The following is a 26460-nucleotide window of genomic DNA, read 5'->3' on the forward strand; positions in this document are numbered from 1 at the left end:
GCCTTGATGGCCGGTTCCAAGACACGTGTCGTCGTCGTCGACGACTCCGCGCTCGTGCGCGGGCTGCTCGCCGAGATCATCGGCCGCGAGCCCGACATGACCTGCATCGGCGCCGCCGCCGACCCGTTGGTGGCGCGAGAGATGATCCGCAACCTGAACCCGGACGTCATCACGCTCGATGTCGAGATGCCGCGCATGGACGGGCTGGACTTCCTGGCACGCCTCATGCGCCTGCGGCCCATGCCGGTGGTGATGGTGAGCACCCTCACCGAGCGTGGTGCCGACGTCACGCTGAAGGCCTTGGAACTGGGCGCGGTGGACTTTGTCTCCAAGCCCAAGATCGGCGTGGCCGACGGGCTGCGTCAGCTCGGCGCGGACATCACCGACAAGATTCGGGCTGCGGCACGCGCCCGAGTCACCCGTCTGCCCGCCGCAACGGCCGGCACGGCCGGCCCGGCGGCCGCGGCACGGCCGTCGCCGATGGCGTCTCTCGGGCGCCTGTCCACGGAGAAGATCCTGTTCATCGGTGCCTCCACGGGCGGCACCGAGGCCACGCGCGAGCTGTTGGTCGAGCTCCCGGCTGACAGCCCCGCAGTGATGATCACCCAGCACATGCCGGCCGGCTTCACGAAGAGCTACGCTGCCCGGCTCGACAGCCTCTGTCGCATTCGGGTCGCCGAGGCCCGCGACGGCGAGCGTGTGCTGCCGGGCCACGCCTACATCGCGCCTGGTGGCTTCCACCTCAGCGTGGAGCGCTCAGGGGCGAACTACATCTCCCGCGTGAGCGACGGGGACCCGGTCAACCGCCACATTCCCAGCGTGGAGGTGCTGTTCGACAGCGCTGCCAAGGTGGTGGGGCGCAATGCCCTGGCGGTGATGCTGACCGGCATGGGCGCCGACGGCGCGCGCGCGATGAAGAGCATGCGCGACGCCGGCAGCTTCAACATCGTGCAGGACGAGGCCAGCTGCGTGGTGTTCGGCATGCCGCGCGAAGCCATCGCGCAGGGCGCGGCGAACGAGGTGTTGCCGCTGCCGCGCATCGCGCCGCGGCTGCTGGAGTGGCTGCGCGCCAATGCAGGGGTGGCCACCCGCGTCTAGGAGCGTGGGCGGCACAGGTTCAGCGCCGCGCCGGGACCTCAGCGGGTGGGCGCTGCGAACAGCGCCGTCAGATCCGACAGGAAGTCGAAGCCACGCGGCGTGGGCTGCACCCACTCGCCCGCCGTGCCCTCTTCGCGCAGCGCGACCAGGCCCCGCTCGCGAGCACGCTGCAGCCGCGCCAACACGGCTGACGGCGGCAGCCCGGTGCGCTCGGCGAACAAACGCAGCGGAAAGCCCTCCTTCAGCCGCAGCGCGTTCATCATGAACTCCAACGGCAGATCGGCGCGGGCCACCTCGTGCTGGTTGCTCACCGCGCGGCCCTCCAGCGCCTGCGCGATGTAAGTGGTCGGCTCGCGCCAACGAACCTGGCGCACCACGCGCTCCGGAAAGCTCAGCTTGCCGTGCGCGCCGGCCCCGATGCCCAGGTAGTCGCCAAAGCTCCAGTAGTTGAGGTTGTGCACGCAACGGTGGCCCTCGCGCGCGAAGGCACTCACCTCGTAGCGCGCCAGGCCGGAAGCGGCGGTGCGCTCGGCGATCAGGTCGAGCATCTCGCTGGCCTGGTCATCATCGGGCAGTTCGGGCGGCTGCACGGCGAACAGCGTGTTGGGCTCGATCGTCAGATGGTAGATCGACAGGTGCGGGGGCGCGAAGCTCAGCGCCTCGTCGAGCTCTGCGCCCAGCTGCTCCGGCGTCTGGCCGGGCAGCGCATACATCAGGTCGACGTTCCAGGTGTCGAAGGCCGTGGCGGCCTCGGCCACCGCGGCACGCGCCTGCGCGGCGTCGTGCACCCGGCCCAGGCGGGCGAGCGCAGCGTCGTCGAAGCTCTGCACGCCGATCGACAGACGCGTGATGCCGGTGCCACGAAAGGCGCGGAAGCGCTCGCGCTCGAAGGTTCCGGGGTTGGCCTCCAGCGTGACCTCGCAACCCGGCTCCAGTGGCAGGCGCGCTCGCACGGCAGCCAGCAAGCGGTCGACGACCTCGGGCTCGAACAGGCTGGGCGTGCCGCCGCCGATGAAGACGCTGGCGACACGTCGACCCCACACCAGTGGCAGACTGGCCTCGAGATCGGTCACCAGGGCGTCGACATAACGGTTTTGCAGGGCCGCTTCCAGGCCTGGGGTGCCGTGGCTGTTGAAGTCGCAGTATGGGCACTTCTTCAGGCACCACGGGAGATGCACGTACAGCGCCAGCGGCGGCGGCGCCGGCAGGCGCAGGATGCCCGGGCGCAGGAAGTACTCCAGGCCGGTGGGCTGGAGCGCGGCCGGATTGGACACGGCAGCCGGCACCAGGGGCGGCAAGGGCGCCGCCGGGCTCACAGGTGCCACACCTCACGCAGTTGCTGCTGCAGCTGAACCCACGCGCGCGCGCGGTGGCTGTGGGCGTTCTTGGTGCTCGCGTCGAGCTCGGCCACCGTACGGTCGAGCTCGGGCACGAACATCAGCGGGTCGTACCCGAAGCCGCCGCTGCCGCGGGGCGCCGCCAGGATGCGCCCCGGCCAGCGGCCCACGGCCACCAATGGCTGCGGGTCGGCGTCATGGCGCAGGGCCACCAGCGTGCTGATGAAGACCGCCCGCCGGGCCTCGGGCGCCGGGTGTGCGGCCAGCGCGCGCAGCAGTCGCTGGTTGTTCGCCGCATCCTGCCGCGCCCTGGTGGCCTCCCGGTCGGGGAGCGGCTCGACGAAGCCACCGTAGTGCGCAGAGATCACACCCGGCGCGCCGCCCAAGGTGTCGACGCACACGCCCGAGTCGTCGGCCAGCGCCGCGCTGCCACTGGCCGCAGCCGCATGGCGCGCCTTGGCCAGTGCGTTCTCGATGAAGGTGCCGTGCGGCTCGTCGGTCTCGGCAATGCCCAGTGCATCCTGCGGCACGAGTTCCAGCGCCAGACCGGCCAGCAGCGCCCGCAGCTCCGAGAGCTTCTTGGCGTTGTTGGAAGCCAGCACGAGCCGCATCACCGCAGCCCCTTCAGCCCAAGCGCAGCGCCCGCCGCTGCAGCGACACAAGTTCGCGGATCCCGCGGTCGGCCAGGGCCAGCAGCGCATCCAGATCGACGCGGCTGAACGGCACGCCCTCGGCCGTGCCCTGCACCTCGACAAAGCCGCCGGCACCCGTCATCACGACGTTCATGTCGGTGTCGCAGGCCGAGTCTTCAACGTACTCCAGGTCGAGCAAAGGAGTGCCCTTGACGACACCCACCGACACCGCGGCGACCGCATCGCGCAGCGGACTGGCGGCGATCCGGCCCTGCGCAAGCAGCCAGCTGACGGCATCGTGCGCCGCCACCCAGGCCCCGGTGATGGCCGCGGTGCGCGTGCCGCCATCGGCTTGCAGCACATCGCAGTCGAGCGCGATCGTGCGCTCGCCCAGGGCCTTGAGGTCGACCACCGCGCGCAAGCTGCGGCCGATGAGGCGCTGGATCTCCTGCGTGCGGCCGCTTTGCTTGCCCTTGGCGGCCTCGCGGTCGGAGCGGGTGTGGGTGGCGCGCGGCAGCATGCCGTACTCGGCCGTGACCCAGCCCTCGCCGCTGCCGCGCTTGTGCGGCGGCACCTTCTCCTCCACCGAGGCGGTGCACAGAACGCGGGTGGCGCCGAAGCTGATCAGCACCGAGCCTTCGGCGTGGCGGGTGTAGCCGCGTTCGATGGAAACCGGGCGCAGGGCGTCGGCGGTGCGGTCAGCGGAACGGATGAAGGTCATGAACGGACGGGGCAGTGGAGCCGCAGATTGTCGTCCGTCTGGGCCGGGTGTCCGGCCCAAAGCCGTCCAGCGCTTTTCAGCGCTTGCGCGCCGACGACCGCTGGATGGCCTCGTTGATCTCGCGGATGGAGCGCTCGATCTCCTCGTCGTCGAGCTCGTCGCTGCCCACGTCGTCCAGGCTGGCCTGGATGGTGCTGGCGAACACGTGGTCAGCCAGCGAATCGGTGCTCACGCCAGCGGCATCGACATCCTCGGCGGCCTCCCACTCCACGGCAAGCACCGTGACGTTGTCGCTGCGCGCGCCAGCCACGCGAAGCGCACGGTCTACCAGCTCGGGAACGGCGTCGGAGATCGTGCGCGTCGCCAGGATGTGGGTGATGTCGGGATCTGACACGCTGCCCCACAGGCCGTCGGAGCACAGCACGACCTTGTCGCCAGGGCGCATCTGCATCGGGCCCCCGATGTCCACCACCGGACGGCCGGGGCTGCCCAGGCAGGCGAAAAGCACATTGCGATTCACCTTCTCAGGCATCGGCACGGCCTGCGCCACGGTCCGCTGAAGCTCGCTGTAGCTGTGGTCCCGCGTCCGCAACACCAACTTGTCGCCACGCAACACGTACAGGCGGGAATCGCCACAGTGTGCCCAGTACAGGTGATTGCCCTGCAGCAGGCAGGCGACAACGGTGGTACGCGGGGTGTCCATCAGCGCGCGCTCAGTGGCATAGCGCAGCAGCCGGTGATGGCCGGCGATGACGGCATCGTGCAGGAAGCGCAGCGGCTCGGCCAGCCGAGGTCTGGCCTCGCGCTGGAAGTGGGCCGACAGCGTCTGCAACGCCAGTTGCGCGGCCACCTCGCCCTCGGGGTGTCCGCCCATGCCGTCGGCCAGCGCAAACAGACCCGACTCCCGCGTGTAGCTGTAGCCCACGCGGTCTTCGTTCTTCTCACGGCCACCGCGGCGGCTGAGCTGGTGGACGGAAAAGCGCATGCTCAGCCGGCCTCAGGCTGGAGCGCCGGCAGAGCGCGCAGCGCCCTCGCTGGAACGCCAAGCCCACCGAAGGCCAGGCCCCTCATGAAATCCTGGCCCTCATGGCTTGACACCTGTCTTGATGGTCTCGAGCTGCAGCTTCAGCCGCTCCGAGAAGCTCAGCTTGGTATACCGGCGCTCGGTCTCTCGCGCGAGCTCCTTCTGCAGCGCGAACACGCTCTGCGGGCGACTCAGCGGGTCCTGGCTCATGCACCACTCCGTGACCTCAATGAGATTGTCGGAGTAAACGTTGCGCAGCCGCGAGAGGCTCAGCGCCAGGCGGTCCTTCTCGACGCGTTGAGGCGCATCGTTGGGGGGATAGCCCTGCATGCAGGCGTAGATGCAAGCACCAATGGCGTAGATGTCCGTCCAGGGGCCGAGGCTGCCGTCGCGGCGGTACATCTCCGGTGCGGCGAAGCCCGGCGTGTACATCGGGCGGATGAAATTGCCCTCCTTGCTCAGCACCTCGCGCGCGGCCCCGAAGTCGAGCATCACCGCCCTGTTTTCGTTGGTGATGAAGACGTTGGCGGGCTTGATGTCCAGGTGAAGCATCTTGTGCTGGTGCACGATGCGCAGTCCGCGGAGGATCTCGTCGAACAGGCTGCGGATGGTGCTCTCGCGGAACACCTTGTCGCGCTTCAGGTCCCTCGCGGTGACGATGAAATCCTGCAGCGTGTCGCCCTGCAGGTAGTTCATCACCATGTAGACGGTTTCGTTCTCGCGAAAGAAGTTCAGCACCGAGACCACGCTCTGGTGGCTGATCTGCGCGAGGCTGCGACCTTCTTCAAAAAAGCTCTTCAGGCCCAGGCGGTACAGCGGCTGCTTGTCAGGCTTGACGCGCGGTGTCAACTCGCCCGGCGCGCGCTCGGTCAACGAGGCAGGGAGGTACTCCTTCACAGCGACGAAGTGGCGGCTCTCGTCCTCAGCCAGATAGACCACCCCAAAACCGCCGGCCGCGATCTTCTTGACCACCGTGTAGCCACCCACCACGGTGCCCGAAGGCAAAGGAGCAGGCTTGGGCTTGGACGACATAATCGCCGCAGTTGCTATCAGGGATGGACAAGTGCCGGTTTATAGCATGACGGGTTATGCAATCGAGGCCTCCGGCGCCGCGTCGCCAGAGGGTGCGGCGACCCCGGTCGCAGGCGCCTCGGTGACTGTGGAGGCGCGCTCCGTCAACGGTCGCTTCCTGGACCTGTCGTTCCGCCTGCCGGACGAGCTTCGCGGCCTGGAGCCGACGCTGCGCGACAAGCTGACGGCCGTGTTTCGGCGCGGCAAGATCGAGCTGCGCGTCACCACCGCGCACCAAGGTGACGGTGCGCTGCCGCAGCCCACGCCCGAGCAGCTCAACCGCCTGTCGCATCTGCAGGGCGCTGTCACCGGCTGGCTGCCGCAGGCGCGGCCTCTGTCGGTGAACGAAGTCCTGCACTGGTGCCGCAGCGGTGCCGGCAATGAGCGGCTCGACGACGCTGCGCTGCGGGCCGTCACGCGCTGCATCGAGGGCCTGCGCGAGGCGCGCTCTCGCGAGGGTGCGCGCCTGGCCGGCGTGCTGCTGGAACGCGTGACGAGACTGCGCGAGTTGGTTGCGCAGGCACAGCCTCTGCTGCCGCAGGTGCTGCAACGGCAGCAGGTGCGGTTTCTGGAACGCTGGAACGAGTCACTGGCCTTGGTGCCCGGCGGGCGGTCGTTGCCGGCCGAGGCGCTGCACGAGCGCGCGATGGCAGAGGCCGTCGCCTTTGCCATCCGCATCGACGTGGCCGAGGAGCTGGCGCGCTTGACCTCGCACCTCGACGAGATCGAGCGCCTCCTGAACGTCGGCGGCGAATTGGGCAAGCGACTGGAGTTCCTGATCCAGGAGCTTCAGCGCGAGGCCAACACCTTGGGCAGCAAAAGCGCGGCCCTGGAACTCACGGCCCTTGCGGTTGAGATGAAAGTGGCGGTGGAGCAGATGCGAGAGCAGGTGCAGAACATCGAGTAGCTTTTCAGGGGGTGCGGACTTCCCGCAGTCAAGAGGGGCGTGCCGATGGTTGGGTTCCGGCGCCCTCTGGCGAGCACCCCCAAGCCGCGAAACGCGCTTGAGTTCCCCCGCGCAGCGGCCTCAGCCCGCCGACCGCTGCGGCCCCGGGCTACATCAGCACGATGTCGTACTGCTCCGGATTCACCCCGGCCTCCGCACTCAGCGAGATCGGCTTCCCGATGAACTCGGAGAGCCCCGCCAGGTGCACGCTCTCCTCGTCGAGCAGCATCTCCACCACCGCCGCGCTCGCCACCACGCGGAATTCCTTCGGGTTGAACTGCCTCGCCTCGCGCAGGATCTCGCGCAGGATGTCGTAGCACACGCTGCGCGCCGTCTTCACCTGCCCGCGGCCCTGGCAGGTGGGGCAGGGTTCGCACAGCATGTGCGCCAGGCTCTCGCGCGTGCGCTTGCGTGTCATCTCCACCAGGCCTAACTGTGTAAATCCGCTCACCGTGGTGCGCGTGCGGTCCCGGCTGAGCTGCTTCTTCAGCTCAGCCAGCACGGCCTGCTGGTGGGCCTCGTTCGTCATGTCGATGAAGTCGGCAATGATGATGCCGCCCAGGTTGCGCAAGCGCAGCTGCCGCGCCATCGCGCCTGCGGCCTCGAGGTTGGTCTTGAAGATCGTGTCGTCGAAGTTGCGCGCACCGACGAAGCCGCCGGTGTTGACGTCGACGGTCGTCAGCGCCTCGGTCTGATCGATGATCAGGTAGCCGCCGCTCTTGAGCTCCACGCGCCGCGCCAGCGCGCGCTGGATCTCCTCTTCGATGCCGAAGAGGTCGAAGATCGGCCGCTCGCCGCGGTACAGATCCAGCTTGCCCACCGAGCTGGGCGTGTACTCGGCCCCGAAGCGCTGCAGCGCCTCAAACTGCATGCGGCTGTCGATGCGGATGGTGGCGGTGTGCTCGTTGGCCAGGTCGCGCAGCACGCGCTCGGCCAGCGTCAGGTCCTGGTGCAGCAGCGTGCCCGGGGGCTGGCGCATGGCGCGCTCGCGGATGGTGGTCCAGGTGCGGCGCAGGTAGCGGATGTCGTCGGCCAGTTCCTCATCGGCCGCCTCCTCGGCGTTGGTGCGCAGGATGAAACCGCCCCCCCCGTCGGCCGCCAGCGCCGTCACCCGCGTACGCAGGCTCTCGCGCAGCTCGGCGCTGCCGATCTTCTGGCTGATGCCGATGTGGCTGTCGTGCGGCAGGAAGACCAGCATCCGGCCGGCGATGCTGACCTGCGTGGACAGGCGCGCGCCCTTGGTGCCGATGGCGTCCTTGATGACCTGCACGGTGAGCGTCTGCCCTTCGAACACCTGGCGTTCGATGGGCACCGGCGGTGTGTCGGTCTTGGGGCCCGGGTTCAGGTCGGCCACGTGCAGGAAGGCCGCACGCTCCAGACCGATGTCGATGAAGGCGCTCTGCATGCCGGGCAGCACGCGCACCACCTTGCCCAGGTAGACGTTGCCCACCAGCCCGCGCTCCAGGGCGCGCTCGACGTGCAGTTCCTGCACGGCGCCGTTTTCCACGACGGCCACGCGCGTCTCTTGCGGGGCCCAGTTGATCAGGATGTCCTGCACGCTCGTCACCTCGGTTCGGGCCGCACGCCGCAGGCGCGCAGCAGGGATGTCGTCTCGAACAACGGCAGGCCCATGATGCCGCTGTGGCTGCCCGCGATGTGCGCCACATGCGCGGCGAAGGCGCCCTGGATGCCGTAGGCCCCCGCCTTGCCGAAGGGCTCGCCGCCAGCGACGTAGGCCTCGATGTCGGCCGCGGTCAGGGGCGCCACCCTCACGTGCGAGGTGCTCAGCGCCGCGTGCGTTCGGCGGCCGTCGTGCACGGCCACGGCGGTGTGGACGCGGTGCGTGCGACCGGCCAGCGCCTGCAGCATCCGGTGCGCCTCGGCGGCGTCGGCCGGCTTGCCCAGGATGCGCCGGCCCAGGGCCACGGTGGTGTCGGCGCACAGCACGGGCGCCGCGGGCAGGCCGCGGCGGCGCAGGCGCTCGCGCGCGGCGCCCAGCTTGGCGCGCGTCACGCGCTGCACGTAGTCGGCCGGGCTCTCGCCGGCACGGGTGGCTTCCAGGGCCTCGGCGTCCTCGCCGTCGTCGGGCAGCAGCGGCTGAAAGCGCACGCCGATCTGCGCCAGCAGCTGTTGCCGACGCGGGCTCTGCGAGGCCAGATAGACAAAGGCGTGCGGCATGCGCGGGGCCCTATTCGCGGTGGTAGGGGTGGCCTTCGAGCAGGCTGTGCGCGCGGTACAGCGCCTCGGCCAGCAGCACGCGCACGAAGGCGTGCGGCAGCGTCAGGTCACTCAGGCGCAGCGTCTCGTCGGCGCTGCGCTTGATCGGGTCGTCCAGGCCGTCGGGGCCACCGATGAGCAGCGCGGCGTCGCGGCCGTCGTCGCGCCAGGCTTGCAGCCGATCGGCCAGCTGCCGGGTGGTGAGGCGCGTGCCGTGCTCGTCGAGCACCACGCGCCGCGGGCGGTGTTCCTTGGCCAGCACCGCCTCGAAGCGCTGGGCCTCGGCGGCCCGGCACTGCGCGGCGGTCTTGCCGGCGCTGCGCGGCTCGGCCTTCAACTCGCGCAGCTCCAGCCGCATCTCGGGCGGGAATCGCTTGGCGAAGTCAGCCCAGGCCACATCGGCCCAGGCGGGCTGGCGCTGGCCCACGGCCAACACCAGCAGCTTCATGCCGGGCGAGCGGTCTTCTTGGCGGGGGCCTTGCGCGCCGGGGCAGCCTTCTTCGCGGGAGCGGCGGGCTTCTTCGCCGCGGCGGCCTTCTTCGCGGGGGCGCGGGCCTTCTTCGCAGGCGCGCTGGCCTTCTTCGCCGCAGCGGCCTTCTTCGCAGGGGCACCCTTCTTGGCCGGCGCAGCGGCCTTCTTCGCGGGCGCGGCCGGGCGGGCGGCCTTCTTCGCAGGGGCCGGGGGCGGCTCGGGCTCGCTGGCCTTGGGCAGGCCCTTGGGCGCTTCGGCCGCCTTCAGGCGCACGGGCTTGCCGCCCCAGATTTCCTCGAGGTGGTAGTACTCGCGCACCGCCGGCTGCATGATGTGCGCCACCGCGGCGCCGCAGTCGACGATGATCCACTCGCCGTTGTCCTCGCCCTCGGTGGACAGCACCTGCATGCCGCGGCTCTTGACGCTGTCGCGCACACTGGCGGCCAGGGCCTTGGTCTGCCGGTTGCTGGTGCCGCTGGCCACGATGACCCGCTCGAACATCGAGCTCAGATGCTCGGTGTTGAACACGGCGATGTTCTGGCCCTTCACATCTTCCAGGCCATCGACGATGGCGCGCTGCAGCTTGCGGATGTCCAGGTTCAGCTCCTTGTGTCGCGTTCCTCGCCCTCGTACAGGCGGTGTCGGGCAATATAGCGCGCCACTTCGGGCGGCACCATCGGCGTGAGGTCGGCGCCGGTGCGGGCGGCGTCGCGGATCTGTGTGCTGCTGATGTCGAGCATCGGCAGCGGCACCATGCGGTGCGGGTGGGCCAGCACCTCGGCCTGCGGGGCGCACACGGCGCCCGGGCGGTTGGCCACGGCCAGTTCCACGCGGCCCAGCAGCTCGCGCCAATGCGCCCAGGTGTGCAGGTTGGCGTACTGGTCTTGCCCGATCAGCAGCACCCATTGGTGGCCGGGCTCGGCGGCCTGCAGCGCGCGCACGGTGTCGAGCGTGAAGCTCGGGCCGTCGCGGTCGACCTCGATGCGCTCGAGCACGAAGCGCGGCTCGTGCGCGATGGCCGCTTCCACCATGGCCACGCGGTGCGCCGCGGCCGTCACGGCGCGGCCGCCCAGTTTCTGCCAGGGCTGGCCCGCGGGCACCCAGCGCACGCTGTCCAGTGCCAGCGCCGCCAGCGCCGACTCGGCCAGCGCCCCGTGCGCGCGGTGCACGGGGTCGAAGGTGCCGCCGAACAGGCCGATGCGGCTCACGGCGGGCTCACGGGGCCTTCACGCCACAAGCCAATCGCGCGGCGGCAGGAAGTCGGTGTACAGCCGCGCCTCGGGCGTGCCGGGCTCGGGCTTCCAGTCGTAGCGCCACTTCACGATGGGCGGCATGCTCATCAGGATGCTCTCGGTGCGGCCGTCGCCGTGCAGGCCGAAGTGGGTGCCGCGATCCCACACGAGGTTGAACTCCACGTAGCGGCCGCGCCGGTAGGCTTGGAAGTCGCGCTCACGATCGCCATAGGCCATGCCGCGGCGGCGCTGCACGATGGGCCGGTAGGCCGGGATGAAGGCGTCGCCCACCGCGCGCATGAGCGCAAAGCCCCGCTCGAAGCCGCCGTCGTTGAAGTCGTCGAAGAAGATGCCGCCGATGCCGCGCGCCTCGGCCCGGTGCTTGAGGAAGAAGTACTCGTCGCACCAGGGCTTGAAGCGCCCGTACAGATCGGCGCCGTGGGGCGCCAGCGCGTCGGCGCAGGTGCGGTGGAAGTGCACCGCGTCGTCCTCGAACGGGTAGTAGGGCGTGAGGTCCATGCCGCCGCCGAACCACTGCACCGGCTCGCCCTGCTCGGGAAAGGCCGCGAGCATGCGCACGTTCATGTGCACCGTGGGCACGTAGGGGTTGCGCGGATGCATCACCAGGCTCACGCCCAGGGCCTCGAAGCGCGCGCCGGCCAGCTCGGGCCGGTGCTGCGTGGCGCTCGGCGGCAGCTTGCGGCCCTGGACATGGCTGAAGTTGCAGCCGCCGCGCTCGAGCACGCCGCCCTCCTCCACCAGCTGGCTCAGGCCGTCGCCTTCGAGCTTGCCGCCGACCGGGCGGGTCCAGCCGTCGCGGCGGAAGGGTGAGCCGTCTTCCTCTTCGAAAGCGGCGACGATGCGCCCTTGAAGGCCCAGCAGGTACTCGCGCACGGCCGTGGTGGGGTCTTGGCTCATGGGGTCACTTCTCCAGCAGCCGCACCGGCGCGGCCTTGTGATGTTTGCAGCCGCGCGTGCCTTCGCAGACGGCGGCCATGGCGGCCAGGTCGAGCTTGGGGTCGCCGCTCAGGCGCCAGGCGTGCTCCAGCCGCACCTCGCGGCGGCCGAAGTCCAACAGCGCCAGCGCCACGGGCACGTCGGCCTGCAGCGCGATGCGGTAGAAGCCGCTGCGCCAGCCCTCGGTGCGCGAGCGCGTGCCCTCGGGCGACAGGCCCATCCACAGGAATCGGTCGTCGGCTTTTGCGCTCTGCAGCTCGCTCACCATCAGCCCCACCATGCCCTGCGGCCCGCGGTGGCGTCCCACCGGGCGCGCACCCAGCGAGCGGATCCAGGTGCCGAAGAGCGGCCAGCGGAACAGGCTTTCCTTGGCCCACCAGGTGAGCGGCAAGCCCACCGCCACCCGGGCCAGCATGGCCACCGGGAAATCCCAGTTCGAGGTGTGCGGCCAGGCGATCATCACGCCCTGCCGGGCCGGCATGCCCGGGCACGCCACGCGCCAGCCAAACAGGCGCAACACCGCGCGCGCCCAGGCGCCGCCCTGCAGCGGCACTCCCATGGGCAGCGGCTGCGGGGCAAGGCGCTGCGGAACGTTCAAGGGCTCAGGGGCCAGCGGCCGCTCAGTGCTTGATGGCTCGGTGGCCGATGTCGTTGCGCCAATGCGCGCCCGCCATCTGAACCTGCCGAACCGCAGTCAGCGCCTGCTGCTGCGCCTGACGGACGCTGTCGCCCAGCGCGGTGACGCACAGCACGCGGCCGCCGCTGCTCTTGAGCATGCCGCCATCCAGCATCGTGCCGGCATGGAACACCTGCAGTTCCGGCGAGGCGGCCGGCAGCGCCGTGAGGGCGTCGCCCTTGCGCGGGCTGGCCGGGTAGCCGTGCGCGGCCACCACCACGCCGAGTGCGACGCGGCGGTCCCACTGCAGATCGACACTCGCCAGCTGGCCCTCGGTGGCGGCCATCAGCAGCTCGAAGAGGTCGCTCTTCAGGCGCATCAGGATGACCTCGGCCTCGGGGTCGCCCAGCCGCGCATTGAATTCCACGGTGCGCGGCCGCCCCTGGGCATCGATCATCAGCCCGGCGTACAGGAAGCCGCTGAACGGGTGGCCGTCACGCGCCATGCCGGCGATGGTGGGCTGCACGATCTCGCGCATCACGCGCGCGTGCACGTCGGGCGTCACCACCGGGGCCGGTGAATAGGCACCCATGCCGCCGGTGTTGGGGCCGGTGTCGCCCTCGCCCACGCGCTTGTGGTCCTGGCTGGTGGCCAGCGCGACGACGTCGCGGCCGTCGGAGACGACGATGAAGCTCGCTTCCTCGCCGGCCATGAACTCCTCGATGACCACACGCCCGCCCACGGTGGCCAGCATGTGGTCGATGGCGGCGTGGGCCTCGTCTTCCGTCATCGCCACGACCACGCCCTTGCCCGCCGCCAGGCCGTCGGCCTTGATGACGATGGGCGCGCCGTGCTTGGCCACGTGCGCGTGCGCGGCGGCGGCCTCGGTGAAGCTGGCGTACAGCGCGGTGGGGATGCCGTGGCGCTGCATGAAGTCCTTGGCGTAGCTCTTGGAGCTTTCGAGCTGCGCCGCCGCCCGCGTGGGGCCGAAGATGCGCAGTCCGCGGGCGCGGAAGGCGTCCACCACGCCGGCGGCCAGCGGCGCCTCGGGGCCCACCACGGTGAGCGCCACCTTCTCGGCGGCGGCAAAGTCCACCAGCGCGGTGATGTCGTTCACACCGTCGAAGGGCAGGTTCTTCAGCGCCGGGTCGGCGGCGGTGCCGCCGTTGCCGGGGGCCACGAACACGGTCTGCACGCGGGCCGACTGCGCCAGCTTCCAGGCCAGCGCGTGCTCGCGGCCGCCGCCGCCGATGACGAGCACCTTCATGCCTCGTTCAATGCGGCGTTGTGGAAGACATCCTGCACGTCGTCGAGGTCCTCGATCACGTCGAGCAGCTTCTGCATGCGCGCGGCGTCCTCGCCAGCCAGTTCGATGGTGTTCTCGGCGCGCATCGTCACCTCGGCGATCTCGGGCTTCAGGCCCTTGGCCTCGAGCGCGGCCTTCACGGCCTCGAAGGCGGCCGGCGAGGTCAGCACCTCGATGGCGCCGTCCTCACCGGTGATGACATCGTCGGCACCGGCCTCCAGCGCCACCTCCATCACCACGTCCTCGCTGGTGCCGGGCGCAAAGACGAGCTGCCCGCAGTGCTTGAACTGGAAGGCCACCGAGCCCTCGGTGCCCAGGTTGCCGCCGTACTTGCTGAAGGCATGCCGCACCTCGGCCACGGTGCGCACGCGGTTGTCCGTCATGCAGTCCACGATGAGGGCCGCGCCGCCGATGCCGTAGCCCTCGTAGCGGATCTCCTCGTAGTGGGCGCCCTCGAGGTTGCCGGTGGCCTTGTCGATGTTGCGCTTGACGGTGTCGACCGGCAGGTTCACGGCCTTGGCCTTGTCGATGGCCAGCCGCAGGCGCGGGTTGGCCGCCGGGTCGCCACCGCCCAGGCGGGCCGCAACCATGATCTCGCGGATGACGCGCGTCCAGGCCTTGCCGCGTTTTTCGTCCTGGCGGCCCTTGCGGTGCTGGATGTTGGCCCACTTGGAATGACCGGCCATGGGTGCTGCTGCTGTTCGTCGGGTGTCGGGTCTTCGATTTTACGGGGGCGGCCCCGGGGGCTCTGGCGTTACGCTGTCGCACGACCGGCCGCTGCGATGCCGGCGCGGAGCACCTATGGACCTCGACACCTGGCTCGACGACGCCTGGAACCGCCACGCCGACGCGCCGGACGCCGTGATGGCCGCACTGGCCAGCACCGGCGCCGGGCTCGCCAGCGACGACGACGGCATCGGCCGCCTGTTGCACCTGGCGCATCACGTGGCGGGCGCGCACCTGGGCGGGCCGGCCGCGCTGGACGCCGGCCGCACGCTGCTGGGCGCCCTGGCGGCCCTGCCCGCCGCCGGGGCCGCGGCACGGGCCAGCGCCGCCCAGTACGACCGCGCGCTGGCCCTCACCGGCGGCGCCGGCAGCGCCACCGCCGGCCTCGCAGCGCCCGAGGCCGTCCGAGTGATGGCACTGGCCGCCACCAACCTGGCCGAGCGCGACCCCTCCCGCGCCGGCACGCTGCTGGGGCAGGCCGTGGCCGCCGCCGAGGCCGCGTCGCTGCCCGACGCCGATCCCGCCGTGCGCGCACTGGCCGTGGCCGGCAACAACATCGCCGCCGCGCTGGGCGAGCGGGCCGCGCTGGACGACGCGATGCGCGGCCTGATGCTGAAGGCCGCGGAGGTCGGCCTGGCCTGCTGGCGCCGCGCCGGCAACTGGCTGCACGAGGAGCGCGCCCACTACCGGCTGGCGCACTCGCACCTCAAGGCCGGCGACCCGGCGCTGGCGCGCCATCACGCCCAGGCCTGCCTGGCCCTGGTGGCCGCCCACGGCGACGAGGTCCTGGAACGCTTCTTCGGTGAAGAGGCCCTGGGCCTGGCCGAGGCCGCGGCGGGCGACGCCGCCGCCCACGGCCGTGCGCTGGCCGCCGCGCGCGCCGCCTTCGAGCGGCTGAGCCCCGACGACCAGTCGTGGTGTCGCGCCAGCCTCGACAGCCTGTCCGCCGCCCTGCCCTAGACTGCGCGCCGTCGCGCGGCACCGGCGCCGCGCTGGAGCGTCGTGATGCCCGATCCCATCCTGCTGGCCCGCCACGGCAAGGTCGAGTGCCACCTGCTGCCGGCCCTGGCCAACCGCCATGGCCTCGTCACCGGCGCCACCGGCACCGGCAAGACCATCACGCTGCAGACGCTGGCCGAGAGCTTCAGCAGGATCGGCGTGCCCGTGTTCATGGCCGACGTGAAGGGCGACCTCACCGGCATCAGCCAGCGCGGCGCGCTGCCACCCAAGGTGAAGGCCATCCTCGCCGAGCGTGGCATCGCCGAGCCCGAACCCTTCCAGTGCCCCGCCACCCTGTGGGACGTGTTCGGCGAACAGGGCCACCCGGTGCGCGCCACCGTGTCGGACATGGGCCCGCTGCTGCTGGCGCGCATGCTGGCGCTCAACGAGACGCAGGCCGGCGTGCTGAGCCTCGTCTTCAAGATCGCCGACGACGCCGGCATGGCGCTGCTGGACATGAAGGACCTGCGCGCCATGCTGCAGCACGTGGGCGAGAACGGCAAGCAGTTCACCACCGAGTACGGCAACATCAGCGCCGCCAGCGTGGGCGCCATCCAGCGCGGCCTGCTGCAGATCGAGGAGCAAGGCGGCGACCAGTTCTTCGGCGAGCCCATGCTCGACATCGCCGACTTCATGCAGACGGTGGACGGCCACGGCGTCATCAACATCCTCGCGGCCGACAAGCTGATGAACGCGCCGCGGCTGTATGCCACCTTCCTGCTGTGGATGCTGAGCGAGCTGTTCGAGACGCTGCCCGAGGTGGGCGACCTCGACAAGCCCAAGCTGGTGTTCTTCTTCGACGAGGCGCACTTGCTGTTCAAGGACGCCCCGGCGGCGCTGGTGGAGCGCATCGAACTCGTGGTGCGCCTGGTGCGCAGCAAGGGCGTGGGCGTGTACTTCGTGACGCAGAACCCGCTCGACGTGCCCGACACCGTGCTGGCGCAGCTGGGCAACCGCGTGCAGCACGCGCTGCGCGCCTTCACGCCGCGCGACCAGAAGGCCGTGAAGGCCGCCGCCGACACCATGCGCGCCAACCCGGGCATCAAGGACATGGCCACGGCCATCCAGGAGCTGGCCGTGGGCGAGGCGCTGGTGAGCCTGCTCGACAGCAAGGGCCGGCCGAGCGTGACCGAGCGCGTGTACGTGCTGCCGCCGGGCAGCCAGATCGGCCCCATCACGCCGGCGCAGCGCCAGGCGCTGCTGGCCAGCAGCCTGGTGGCGGGCACGTACGAGAAGACGATCGACCGCGAGTCGGCCTACGAGATGCTCAAGGGCCGTGCCACGACGGCGGCCCAGGCAGCGCCCGGTGGCCTGCCCGCCGGCGGCGGCGCGGCGGCCCCGTCCGGCGGCGGCGTGATGGACATGGTGAAGGACATGATGCTCGGCAGCACCGGCCCGCGTGGTGGGCAGCGGCCCGGGCTGGTGCAGGCGGCGGCCGGCTCGGCGGTGCGCAGCATCGGCTCGGCCGTGGGCCGCGAGATCGTGCGCGGGGTGCTGGGCTCGCTGCTCGGGGGCTCGCGCAGGCGCTGACTGCGCTGCGGCAGCTGCGGCAAGTGCAAGCGCGGCCTCAGGCGTCCTTCACCAGCACCCGGTTCTCGAAGCTCTCGCCCTCAAAGCCGTCACTCTTGAAGCAATAGGGCGTGGCGCCGATGTCGCGCCAGCCCTGGCGGCCGTACCAGGCCCGGGCGTGGGCGTTGCCGACCCAGGCGGTGAGCCACAGGCGCGTGCTACACGAAACCCAGCAGATGCCCTTGGCACTCGGCGACGAGCAGGCCACCCGCCGGCCGTGCCAGCAGGCGGGCCATGGCGTCGGGGCCGAACGACTGCTGCACCTCGCGCACCAGCGCCGGCCGGATGCCGTGCGGTGGCGTAGGTGTCGAGGAACACCTGCGGCGGCCAAGCGCGCCCAGTACCTGCGCGTCGTCGGGGCGGGCGGGGCGCAGAGATCGGCGGCGGCTGTGCTCATGTCCTGGATCCTGCGCCTGCTGCGCGCCGACAGGGCAACCGTCGGCTGGCGCCCCATCGAGAGTCATCTGGCGACACCGGCCGCCCAGCTGTCGCGGCACGACAGCTGAGTTCGACGCTCGGGCCCGCCGACAATCCCCGGCGATGCACCCAACCGCCCCGACACCGCCCTGGCCCTGCGTCCGGCTGCGCTGGCGCCAGCGCGCGCCTGCCCGTCAGCGCTGGCTGCTGGCTCGTCGGCGTGTGCACCGACGATCGCCGCTGCTCTTCACGCTGACTGAGCACTGGCTGGTGGCGTTCCGCTACAAGCTGCTGTACTCGTGCTGCATCGGCGCTGGCCTGTCTGTCGGTCGTCAACGACGGCAGTGCAGCCTGCTGCACGCCTGGCTGCACGACCAGCTGGCGGGCCAGTGGCGCAGGCCTGCCCGCTTCCTCGGCCGCGGGCTGGCACAGCGGCTGGGCGGGCGTGTGGCCCTTCGACCTTGCTCCTGTGTCACTGCTGGGTCCGCCTCTGGGGCAGTGGTTGGCCGATGCGATCACCGGCTTCGACTCGGCCGCCGATCTACGACCTCGCCAGCCGCAGCACCCAGCTCACGCTGCTCGTCAGCCTGCTGGCCACGCTGGCCTTCGTGGCCGTGATCAGCAGCCGCGAGCGCCTGGCCAGTGCCAAGGCAAAGGCCGAGGCGGCCGAGCGCGCCGCCGCCGAGAACCAGCTCAAGCTGCTGCAGAGCCAGCTCGAGCCGCACATGCTGTTCAACACGCTGGCCAACCTGCGCGTGCTGATCGGCCTGGACGCCGCCGCCGCGCAGCAGATGCTCGACCGGCTGATCGCCTACCTGCGCGCCACGCTCGAGGCCTCGCGGCTGCCCGCACACCCGCTGGCCACCGAGTACGCGCGTGTGGCCGACTACCTGGCGCTGATGGCCATCCGCATGGGCCCGCGGCTGCAGGTGGAGCTCCATCTGCCGCCCGCGCTGGTCGCGCACCCGGTGCCACCGCTGCTGCTGCAGCCGCTGGTCGAAAACGCCATCAAGCACGGCTTGGAGCCGCACGTGGCCGGCGGCCGACTGGTGGTGAGCGCGTTTGCAGGACGGCGAGATGCTGGTGCTGCAGGTGCGCGACACCGGCATCGGCTTGGCGCAAGCGGCCGCCGTCACGGCGGGCACGCGCTTCGGCCTGGCCCAGGTGCGCGAGCGGCTGGCCACGCTGCACGGCGCGCGCGCCAGCCTGGTGGTGGCGCCGGCTCCCGATGCCGAGGGCGGCACCGTGGCCACGATCCGACTGCCGCGCGCGGCCGCACCCGCTGCCGCACCGGCCACCCTGCCCACGCCCACGCCATGAACCCCACCGCCCTGATCGCCGAAGACGAACCGCTGCTCGCCACCCACCTGCGCCAGGAGTTGCTGCGCCTGTGGCCCGGCCTGGAGGTGCTGGCCACCGTGGGCGACGGGCTGCAGGCGGTGGCGCAGACGCTGGCGCTGCAGCCGACGCTGGCCTTCTTCGACATCCGCATGCCCGGTTGCACCGGCCTTGAAGCCGCTGCCGCGCTGGCCGAAGACTGGCCGCAGGGCGAGGGCAGCGCGCCCTTTCCGTTGATCGTGTTCGTCACCGCCTACAGCGACCACGCGCTCGCCGCCTTCGAGGCCCAGGCCGCCGACTACCTGGTGAAGCCGGTCGATCCGCCGCGGCTGGCCGCCTGCGTGCAGCGGCTGCAGCAGCGGCTGCAGGAGCGCCAGCGGCAGGCACCGGCGCCGGCGCAGGCGCTCGATGCCGCGGTGGCGCAGCTGCGCTCCTTGCTGGGCGGCGCGGCACCGGCCGGCGGGCCGCCGGCGGCGCGGCTGGAGGTGATCCAGGCCCAGGTCGGCAGCGTCGTGCACTTCGTGCCGCTGGACGAGGTGATCTACTTCGAGGCCGCCGACAAATACGTGCGCGTCGTCACCGCGGCGCGCGAGCACCTGATCCGGCAATCGCTGCGCGAGCTGCTGCCGATGCTCGACACCGCGGTGTTCTGGCAGGTGCACCGCGGCACCGTGGTGCAGGCACGCTGCATCGAGCAGGCAAGGCGCGAGGAGTCCGGCAAGGTGACGCTCAAGCTGCGCGGCCGGCCCGAAACGGTGACGGCGAGCCGGCTGTACGCACACCTGTTCAAGGGCCAGTAGCGCCGGCAGCGCCTGCGCCTTGCGGGGCGGTGGCGCCGCTTCGCGACAGTCGGCGCCCAGACGTCGCGGCGCACTGGCCCGCCACGCAGCCCGCGGGAACCATGGCGTCCAGACCTGCACTGGAGCCCGCCATGACCACCTTCGTCGAACTCGCCGCCACCAAGCCCGTGATCTTTGTCCACGCCGTCTCGATGATCGGCGCCGTCGCGCTCGGCGGCTGGCTGCTCGTGAGCCGCAAGGGCCGCACCGCGCACCGCGTCGGGGGCTGGGCCTGGGTGGCGCTGATGGCCACGGCCGCGATCAGCAGCCTGTTCATCCGGTCGAAGTTTCCGGGCTTCGGAGGCTTCGGGCCCATCCACCTGCTGACGCTGCTGGTGATGGTGATGCTGCCGCTGGGCGTGTTCATGGCGCGCTCGCACCGTGTCGAGGTTCACCGCCAGATGATGCGCCGCCTGTACATCGGCGCCTGTCTGGTGGCCGGCGCGTTCACGCTGCTGCCCGGCCGCATCCTGGGACAGATGCTGTGGGCCTGAGCCACTGATCGACCGATCGGCAGGGGTGCGGCGCCGGGGGCCGTCCCTAGAATCCCGGTGCATGTCCGCCCCCAAACCCCCCACCTCAGCCCCCAGCACGCCGGTCGCGCCCGCGAACTTCCTGCGCGGCATCATCGAACGCGATCTCAGCGCCGGCACGCTGCAAGGCCGGCAGTGGGGTGGCGGCCCGGGCGATGCCGCCCACCACGCGGCCGGCGGGCCCGATCCGGCCCGCATCCGCACGCGCTTCCCGCCCGAGCCCAACGGCTACCTGCACGTGGGCCACGCCAAGAGCATCTGCCTGAACTTCGGCCTGGCGCGCGACTACGGCGGCGTCTGCCACCTGCGCTTCGACGACACCAACCCCGAGAAGGAAGAGCAGGAGTACGTCGACGCCATCATCGAGGCCGTGCGCTGGCTGGGCTTCGACTGGGCCGCGAACGACACCGCGCACCTCTTCTACGCCAGCGACTACTTCGACTTCATGTACCGCGCCGCCGAGGCGCTGGTGGCCGACGGCCTGGCCTATGTCGACGAGCAGAGCGCCGAGGCCATGCGCGCCAACCGCGGCGACTTCACCACGCCCGGCACCGACAGCCCCTTCCGCGGCCGCACGCCGGCCGAGAACCTGGCGCGCCTGCGCGAGATGAAGGACGGCCTGCACGCCGACGGCGCGCATGGTGCTGCGCGCGAAGATCGACATGGCCTCGCCGCAACATCAACCTGCGCGACCCGGCCCTCTACCGCATCAAGCGCGCCACGCACCACAACACGGGCGACCGCTGGTGCATCTACCCGATGTACACCTACGCGCACCCGATCGAAGACGCGCTCGAAGGCATCACGCACAGCATCTGCACGCTGGAGTTCGAAGACCAGCGCCCGTTCTACGACTGGCTGCTCGAGAACCTGGCGCGCCTGGGCCTGCTGGCCCATCCGCTGCCCAAGCAGTACGAGTTCGGCCGGCTGAACCTGAGCTACGTCGTCACCAGCAAGCGCAAGCTGCGCGCGCTGGTGGAAGAAGGCATCGTCAGCGGCTGGGACGACCCGCGCATGCCCACGCTCTTTGGCCTGCGGCGGCGCGGCTACACGCCGGCGGCCATCCGCGCCATGGCCGATGGCACCGGCGCCAGCAAGACGAACATCTGGCTCGACTACTCGGTGCTCGAGCAGAGCCTGCGCAACGACCTCGAAGGCCGGGCCCCACGCGCCATGGCCGTGCTCGACCCGGTGCCGCTGGTGCTGCAGAACTGGGCCGAGGTCTTTGGCAGCGAGGCCCATGTCGAGCCCTGCCAGGCGCCCGTGCACCCGCAGCGGCCGGAGCTGGGCACGCGCCACTTCGGGCTGTCGCGCACGGTGTGGATCGAGCGCGACGACTTCGCCGAAGCAGCGCCCAAGGGCTTCTTCCGCCTGTACCCGCCTCAGACGCAGCCTGACGGCAGCGTCGTGCCTGGCAACAAGGTGCGCCTGAAGTACGGCATGGTGGTGGAGTGCACCGGCTGCGAAAAAGACGCCGCAGGCGCCATCACCGCCGTGCTCGCGCGCGTCGTGCCCGACACCAAGAGCGGCACGCCGGGGGCTGATGCCCTCAAGGTGAAGGGCACCATCACCTGGGTCGGCCAGGCCGACGCCGTGGCCGCGCCGGTGGTGCTGTACGACCGCCTCTTCACCGCGCCGCAGCCCGAGGCCGACGGGCGCGATTTCCGCGAGGTCGTCAATCCGCAGAGCAAGGTGCTGGTGCAGGCCCGGCTAGAGCCTTCGCTGGCGAACGTGGTCGCGGAAAGCCGCTTCCAGTTCGAGCGCCACGGCTATTTCGTCGCCGACCGCGAGGCGCACCGCCCGGGCGCGCCGCTGTTCAACCGCATCACGACCTTGAAGGACGGCCGGGCCGGCGGCTGAGCCCGTAAAGATCGGCAAAGGGCTTGTGCAGACGGGCCGCGGCTCAGGCAGGATGCGGGTACCCACGATCCACCAGGAGAACACCGCCATGACACGCCCCGTTGCCTTTGCAGGCGCCGCCGCGCTGCTGTTTGCGATGGCCGCCACGCTGGCGCCACCGGCGCTGGCCGCCGGCCAGGTGCAGGTGAAGTGGATCGAGCCCGAGAAGTTCGCCGATGCCGGCCGCGGCAGTTTCGAGCGCGAGCGCACGCTCGAGACGCTGGCCGAGCACCTCCAAGGGCTGGGCCGCCAATTGCCCGACGGGCAGACGCTGCGCATCGAGGTCACCGATCTCGAGCTCGCCGGCGAACTCGAGCCCTTTGGCCGCTTCCACCAGGACGTGCGCGTGCTGCGCGGCCGTGCCGACTGGCCGCGCATCAGCCTGCGCTACAGCCTGAGCGACGGCAGTCGCACGCTGGCCAGCGGTGACGCCGACCTCAGCGACCCGAACTACTTCTTCCGCTCGCTGCGCGCCTCGCACTTGGGTGCGCTGGGCTACGAGAAGCGCATGCTCGACGACTGGGTCGCGTCGCTGGTAGCCACCAAGCGCTGATGCGCACGGCGGGGCCACAGGCGCGGCGCGGCGCGGCGCGAAGGGCCGGGTGGGCATCAGCGCGGCGGATGGACCATGGTCGGCGTGGCATGCGTGCTCCAGGATGTGGCCGGGACGCTCGCTGATATTCTTGGAGCGTGGGCGCCCGTCTTTCGCGACCCGACCCCTCATGCAAGCGTTCAAGCACCCCTCATCCGCAGGCCTCGCACTCGTGCTGTCGGCCGCCCTGGCCTGCCCCGCCGCCGCACAGACGGCGCCCACGGCCCCAGCGGCCGCCGCCCCTGCGGCGCTGCATCCGGCCCTGAAGGCCGCTGCTGCCGAACCGGGCGCCGTGGTCACCGCCAGCGGCCTGGTGTTCCGCCCGCTCGCGGCCGGCCAGGGCGCCAGCCCGACCGCCACCGACGTGGTGCGGGTGCATTACCGCGGCACCTTCCCCGACGGGCGCGAGTTCGACAGCTCGTACAAACGCAACCAGCCGGCGAGCTTTGCGCTGAACGGCGTCATCCGCTGCTGGACCGAAGGGCTGCAGCTGATGAAGGCCGGCGGCACGGCGCGCCTGACCTGCCCGGCCGACATCGCCTACGGCGAACGCGGCGCCGGCAACGGGCTCATCCCGCCCGGCGCGGTGCTGGTGTTCGAGGTCAAGCTGCTGGGCATCGGCGCGAACTGAGCCCGCGGCCGGGTCAGCCCGGCGCAGGCTTGGCGCGCAGCCGCTGCACGGCCATCACGCCCGCCAGCACCAGCACGCCGGCGATGACGCCCACCACGACCTCGGCCAGGGTGCTGCTGAGCAGAGCCGCCCAGCCCGACAGCCCCGCCACGGCGTTGGCGATGCCATGGTGCAGCAGCGGCACGCCGTGCACCAGGATGCCGCCGCCCACGAGAAACATCGCCGCCGTGCCGGCCACGCTGAGCGCCTTCATCAGCCACGGCGCGGCCACCAGCACGGCGCGTCCCAGCGCCTGCGCCGCAGTGTTCGGGCGACGGCTCAGCCAGAGGCCGGCGTCATCGAGCTTCACGATGCCAGCCACCAGGCCGTAGACGCCCACCGTCATCACCAGGGCGATCGAGGCCAGCACGGCGAACTGCGTGCCCAAGGGCTGGCCCGACACCGTGCCCAGCGTGATGGCGATGATCTCGGCTGACAAGATGAAGTCGGTGCGCACGGCACCCTTGATCTTGCCGCGCTCCAGCGCCACGAGGTCGACCTCAGGGTCGGCCAGCGCCGCCGCCAGGTCGGCGCGGCGGACGACGTCGTCCGCGGCGCTGTGCAGAAAGCGGTGCGCCAGCTTCTCGACACCCTCGTAGCACAGGAACGCGCCGCCAATCATCAGCAGCGGCGCCACCAGCATCGGTGCGAAAGCCCCGATGGCCAGCGCCGCCGGCACCAGGATGAGCTTGTTGACCAAAGAGCCACGCGCCACGGCCCACACCACGGGCAGCTCTCGCTCGACGCGCACGCCCGCCACCTGTTGCGCATTCAGCGCGAGGTCGTCGCCGAGAACGCCGGCGGTCTTCCTCGCCGCCACCTTGGACAGCGCGGCGACGTCGTCGAGCACGGTGGCGATGTCGTCGAGCAGCGCGAGCAGACTGGAAGCCATGCCGTGGATTGTGTCCTCAGGGGACGGGTGTGAACGTACAGGCCTCAAGCATGGCGCGCGCGGGCCGATAGCCCTGGCAAGTCGAACGCCGGCGCCGCACGCACCCATGCCCAAGACACCCACAGCCCCGCCACCAACCGCCGCCGCGCCGACCACCCGGGCGCCCGGCGCGTCCGATCCGTCGGCACTGGCGCATCGCATCGGCCATGAGCTCGACCGTGCCCGCCGCAGCGGACCACTGGCCCAGATCGCCATTCCGCCCTCCCCGGAGCAGCTCGCGCGGCTGCGCGAGGCTCTGGCCGTCCCCGACCCCGACCTGACGCAGCTGTCCCGCATCGCGGGCAGCGATGCCGCGATGGCCGCCACTCTGCTGCGCAACGCCAACACCGCGCGCTACCGCGGCGCTGACGCGGTGCCGGTGCAGACCGTCGGTCAGGCCCTCAACCGCATCGGCCTGCGCGAGGCCGCCGTCATCCTGACCGAGGTGCTGCTGCGTCAGGCGATCCCGGTGCGCCACCCGCTGCTGCAGCGCTTCTGGGAGCAGGCCTCGCTGCGGGCCGCTGCGATGGGCTTCATCGCCCGCCAACTGCCGGGCACGACACCGGAACTGGCCCAGTTGTTCGGACTCTTCTGCCACGTCGGCATGCCGGTGCTGCTGCAGCGCATGCCCGGCTACAGCGGCACGCTGGCCGAGGCCTCGGCGCGCAAGGACCGCGGCCTGATCTCCACCGAGAACGCCAACCACAGGACCGACCACGCCGTGGTGGGCGCGCTGGTGGCACGGGCCTGGCAGGTGGCGCCGCCGGTGATGGTGGCGATCCGCCTGCACCACGAGCTCGACCGGGCCCGCGGCACGGCCGACGCCGATCCCGAAGCGCTGACGCTGGCGGCCATGGGGGTGCTGGCCGAACGCGCCACGCGCGAGCGCGAAGGCCTGCCACCCGACCGCGAGACCGAGCAACAGCTCAATGCGGCGCTGCAGTGGCTGGGCGTCGACTCCGAAGAGCTGACCGACTGGCACGAGGCCTTGCAGGCCGAGCTCGACGACGCCGCGGCCTGCTGACGCCGCGCTCGGCAGCGTCAGGCGCCGGGCAGACTGCGGAAGAATCGGCGCCCACGATGACAAGCGCCGAAGCGCCCCTGCAAGACCCGGCCGTGCTGCGCAGGCTGTTCCTGCTCGACCCCGACCTCGTCTTCCTGAACCACGGCTCTTTCGGCGCCTGCCCTCGGCCGGTGGTCGAGGTCTGCCAGCAATGGCAGCGAGAGCTCGAGCGCAACCCGGTGGCCTTCTTGGGGCGGCGTTCGGGGGCGTTGCTGCGCGCGGCGCGTGAGCGGCTGGCGGTTTATGTCGGTGCCGCCGCCGATGACCTGGTGTTCGTGCCCAATGCCACCACGGGCGTCAACATCGTCGCACGCTCGCTGCGGCTGGAGCCCGGCGACGAGATCCTCACCACCGACCAGGAGTACGGCGCCTGCGACGCCACATGGCGCGCCCTGTGCCGGCGCAGCGGCGCGGTGCTGCGGCGCGTCGTGGTGCCGCTGCCCTTCGAGCCCCAGACTTTCGTGCCGCGGCTCATGGCCGGCATCACAGCACGTACGCGGCTGATCTTTACGAGCCACGTGGTCTCGACCACCGCCTTGGTGTTCCCGGTGGCCGAGCTGTGCGCGCAGGCGCGCGCGGCCGGCGTGCCCACGCTGATCGACGGCGCACACGCACCAGCTCTGCTGGACCTTGACCTCGCCGCCATTGGCGCCGACCACTACACGGGCAACTGTCACAAGTGGCTGTGTGCGCCGAAGGGCTCGGCCTTCCTGCATGTGCGGCGCGAGCACCAGGCGACGTTGGACGGGGGCGTCGTCAGCTGGGGCTGGCTCGCCGACGAGCTGGCCGAAGGCGGCGGCGGCCACACCGGCTTCGACGCCTACGTCGGCAGCACGCCGCTGGAGCGGCGGCTTCAGTGGCAGGGCACGCGTGACGTCGCAGCCTTTCTGAGCGTGCCTGCCGCGATCGACTTTCTCGCCGCGCACGACTGGCTGCGCCATCGCCAGCGCTGCCGCACGCGCGCTCGGGCACTGCTGCACGAGGTGCTGGTGCGAAATGACCGCTCGCCGATCGGCCCCGAGGAAGACTGGACGCAGATGGTGCCCATCCCCGTGCAGGCGGCCGACGCCGAGGGGCTGCGGCACTGGCTGAGCGAGTCGCGCGGCATCGAGGTGCCGGTGACGCAGCACGCGGGCCAGACCTTCGTGCGCGTGTCGGTGCAGGCCTACACCACCGAGGCCGAGCTCGCGGCGCTGGTGTCGGCACTGGCCGAGGCCGGCGTATAGCCATCTCGCCGGCTTTTCAGGGCCTGGCGG

Annotated in this window: 26 protein-coding genes and 2 pseudogenes; 12 read left to right on the forward strand and 16 right to left on the reverse strand. The window is 71.2% G+C overall.

The genetic code is table 11. The features are described from left to right. The first annotated feature begins 6 nt into the window (after window positions 1-6). The gene (locus KA711_00425; GenBank protein ID MCM0607451.1) at window positions 7-1098 is read left to right on the forward strand and encodes a chemotaxis response regulator protein-glutamate methylesterase; all 1092 of its coding nucleotides are present in this window, start codon (window positions 7-9) and stop codon (window positions 1096-1098) included. A 38-nt stretch (window positions 1099-1136) separates the two neighbouring features. On the opposite strand, the gene KA711_00430 is transcribed toward KA711_00425, so the two are convergent. The 5 genes from KA711_00430 to KA711_00450 all read right to left on the reverse strand — a co-directional run bounded on the left by KA711_00430 (window position 1137) and on the right by KA711_00450 (window position 5844). Beyond that, on the reverse strand, window positions 1137-2396 hold the full coding sequence (locus KA711_00430; GenBank protein MCM0607452.1) for an oxygen-independent coproporphyrinogen III oxidase-like protein: 1260 nt from the start codon (window positions 2394-2396) through the stop codon (window positions 1137-1139). Between the two features lie 14 nt (window positions 2397-2410). Then, a complete protein-coding gene (locus KA711_00435; GenBank protein MCM0607453.1) occupies window positions 2411-3046 on the reverse strand; it encodes a non-canonical purine NTP pyrophosphatase in 636 nt (211 codons plus the stop codon). Window positions 3047-3059: 13 nt separating this feature from the next. Beyond that, the gene (rph, locus tag KA711_00440) at window positions 3060-3788 is read right to left on the reverse strand and encodes a ribonuclease PH (protein ID MCM0607454.1); all 729 of its coding nucleotides are present in this window, start codon (window positions 3786-3788) and stop codon (window positions 3060-3062) included. Window positions 3789-3864: 76 nt separating this feature from the next. Beyond that, complete coding sequence (locus KA711_00445; GenBank protein MCM0607455.1) at window positions 3865-4773, reverse strand: serine/threonine-protein phosphatase; 909 nt, start codon at window positions 4771-4773, stop codon at window positions 3865-3867. A gap of 99 nt (window positions 4774-4872) precedes the next feature. Next, window positions 4873-5844 (reverse strand): serine/threonine protein kinase, encoded by a 972-nt coding sequence (locus tag KA711_00450; protein ID MCM0607456.1) that lies wholly within the window; start codon window positions 5842-5844, stop codon window positions 4873-4875. Between the two features lie 31 nt (window positions 5845-5875). On the opposite strand from KA711_00450, the gene KA711_00455 reads away from it, so the two are divergent. Next, window positions 5876-6790 (forward strand): YicC family protein, encoded by a 915-nt coding sequence (locus KA711_00455; protein MCM0607457.1) that lies wholly within the window; start codon window positions 5876-5878, stop codon window positions 6788-6790. A gap of 148 nt (window positions 6791-6938) precedes the next feature. On the opposite strand, the gene rng is transcribed toward KA711_00455, so the two are convergent. Genes rng through KA711_00500 form a run of 9 tightly spaced genes read right to left on the reverse strand, consistent with a single transcriptional unit; the run spans window position 6939 to window position 14314 of the window. Further along, window positions 6939-8387: a ribonuclease G gene (gene rng, locus KA711_00460; GenBank protein ID MCM0607458.1), complete on the reverse strand. Its 1449-nt coding sequence runs from the start codon at window positions 8385-8387 to the stop codon at window positions 6939-6941. Window positions 8388-8392: 5 nt separating this feature from the next. After that, a complete protein-coding gene (gene maf / locus KA711_00465) occupies window positions 8393-9007 on the reverse strand; it encodes a septum formation inhibitor Maf (GenBank protein ID MCM0607459.1) in 615 nt (204 codons plus the stop codon). Window positions 9008-9017: 10 nt separating this feature from the next. Continuing rightward, window positions 9018-9494: a 23S rRNA (pseudouridine(1915)-N(3))-methyltransferase RlmH gene (gene rlmH, locus KA711_00470; protein MCM0607460.1), complete on the reverse strand. Its 477-nt coding sequence runs from the start codon at window positions 9492-9494 to the stop codon at window positions 9018-9020. Next, entirely contained in the window at window positions 9491-10114 is a 624-nt protein-coding gene (gene rsfS / locus KA711_00475) for a ribosome silencing factor (protein ID MCM0607461.1), read from the reverse strand. Before rsfS ends, rlmH begins: the two co-directional genes overlap by 4 nt. A 2-nt stretch (window positions 10115-10116) precedes the next feature. After that, entirely contained in the window at window positions 10117-10725 is a 609-nt protein-coding gene (gene nadD, locus KA711_00480; GenBank protein ID MCM0607462.1) for a nicotinate-nucleotide adenylyltransferase, read from the reverse strand. Between the two features lie 18 nt (window positions 10726-10743). Next, the gene (gene hemF, locus KA711_00485) at window positions 10744-11667 is read right to left on the reverse strand and encodes an oxygen-dependent coproporphyrinogen oxidase (protein ID MCM0607463.1); all 924 of its coding nucleotides are present in this window, start codon (window positions 11665-11667) and stop codon (window positions 10744-10746) included. 4 nt (window positions 11668-11671) lie between these two features. Continuing rightward, a complete protein-coding gene (locus KA711_00490) occupies window positions 11672-12304 on the reverse strand; it encodes a 1-acyl-sn-glycerol-3-phosphate acyltransferase (protein MCM0607464.1) in 633 nt (210 codons plus the stop codon). A gap of 22 nt (window positions 12305-12326) precedes the next feature. Then, window positions 12327-13589 (reverse strand): phosphoribosylamine--glycine ligase, encoded by a 1263-nt coding sequence (purD, locus tag KA711_00495; protein ID MCM0607465.1) that lies wholly within the window; start codon window positions 13587-13589, stop codon window positions 12327-12329. Continuing rightward, on the reverse strand, window positions 13586-14314 hold the full coding sequence (locus KA711_00500; GenBank protein MCM0607466.1) for a YebC/PmpR family DNA-binding transcriptional regulator: 729 nt from the start codon (window positions 14312-14314) through the stop codon (window positions 13586-13588). Before KA711_00500 ends, purD begins: the two co-directional genes overlap by 4 nt. A gap of 115 nt (window positions 14315-14429) precedes the next feature. Here KA711_00500 and KA711_00505 point away from each other — a divergent pair, with 115 nt between their 5' ends. Both KA711_00505 and KA711_00510 read left to right on the forward strand, forming a co-directional pair. Then, the gene (locus KA711_00505; GenBank protein ID MCM0607467.1) at window positions 14430-15314 is read left to right on the forward strand and encodes a hypothetical protein; all 885 of its coding nucleotides are present in this window, start codon (window positions 14430-14432) and stop codon (window positions 15312-15314) included. Between the two features lie 45 nt (window positions 15315-15359). Next, complete coding sequence (locus KA711_00510; GenBank protein MCM0607468.1) at window positions 15360-16883, forward strand: DUF853 domain-containing protein; 1524 nt, start codon at window positions 15360-15362, stop codon at window positions 16881-16883. 37 nt (window positions 16884-16920) lie between these two features. Here the strand turns inward: KA711_00510 and KA711_00515 are convergent, their stop codons facing one another. After that, a complete protein-coding gene (locus KA711_00515) occupies window positions 16921-17130 on the reverse strand; it encodes a hypothetical protein (protein ID MCM0607469.1) in 210 nt (69 codons plus the stop codon). Between the two features lie 718 nt (window positions 17131-17848). Between KA711_00515 and KA711_00520 the strand changes: the two are divergent. From KA711_00520 to KA711_00545, 6 genes and pseudogenes are all read left to right on the forward strand, one after another. Then, window positions 17849-18659, forward strand: a pseudogene (locus KA711_00520) (histidine kinase). Continuing rightward, window positions 18656-19477 carry a response regulator transcription factor gene (locus tag KA711_00525; protein MCM0607470.1) on the forward strand — a complete coding sequence of 274 codons (822 nt, stop codon included), beginning with the start codon at window positions 18656-18658 and terminating at the stop codon, window positions 19475-19477. Before KA711_00520 ends, KA711_00525 begins: the two are co-directional and overlap by 4 nt. Before the next feature lie 131 nt (window positions 19478-19608). Beyond that, on the forward strand, window positions 19609-20010 hold the full coding sequence (locus KA711_00530) for a DUF2306 domain-containing protein (protein ID MCM0607471.1): 402 nt from the start codon (window positions 19609-19611) through the stop codon (window positions 20008-20010). Window positions 20011-20071: 61 nt separating this feature from the next. After that, window positions 20072-21909 (forward strand): annotated as a pseudogene (locus tag KA711_00535) (glutamine--tRNA ligase/YqeY domain fusion protein). Between the two features lie 136 nt (window positions 21910-22045). Then, window positions 22046-22501, forward strand: a complete 456-nt coding sequence (locus KA711_00540) for a DUF3016 domain-containing protein (protein MCM0607472.1) — start codon at window positions 22046-22048, stop codon at window positions 22499-22501. A 169-nt stretch (window positions 22502-22670) separates the two neighbouring features. Then, a complete protein-coding gene (locus KA711_00545; GenBank protein ID MCM0607473.1) occupies window positions 22671-23171 on the forward strand; it encodes an FKBP-type peptidyl-prolyl cis-trans isomerase in 501 nt (166 codons plus the stop codon). A 13-nt stretch (window positions 23172-23184) separates the two neighbouring features. Here the strand turns inward: KA711_00545 and KA711_00550 are convergent, their stop codons facing one another. After that, a complete protein-coding gene (locus KA711_00550; GenBank protein MCM0607474.1) occupies window positions 23185-24102 on the reverse strand; it encodes a DUF808 domain-containing protein in 918 nt (305 codons plus the stop codon). 106 nt (window positions 24103-24208) lie between these two features. Between KA711_00550 and KA711_00555 the strand changes: the two genes are divergently transcribed. Continuing rightward, complete coding sequence (locus tag KA711_00555; GenBank protein ID MCM0607475.1) at window positions 24209-25165, forward strand: HDOD domain-containing protein; 957 nt, start codon at window positions 24209-24211, stop codon at window positions 25163-25165. 95 nt (window positions 25166-25260) lie between these two features. Beyond that, the gene (locus KA711_00560) at window positions 25261-26430 is read left to right on the forward strand and encodes an aminotransferase class V-fold PLP-dependent enzyme (GenBank protein ID MCM0607476.1); all 1170 of its coding nucleotides are present in this window, start codon (window positions 25261-25263) and stop codon (window positions 26428-26430) included. Window positions 26431-26460: the final 30 nt, after the last annotated feature.

Origin of the sequence: Ideonella sp. WA131b, from assembly GCA_023657425.1 — a bacterium.
GTDB lineage: Bacteria > Pseudomonadota > Gammaproteobacteria > Burkholderiales > Burkholderiaceae_C > Rubrivivax.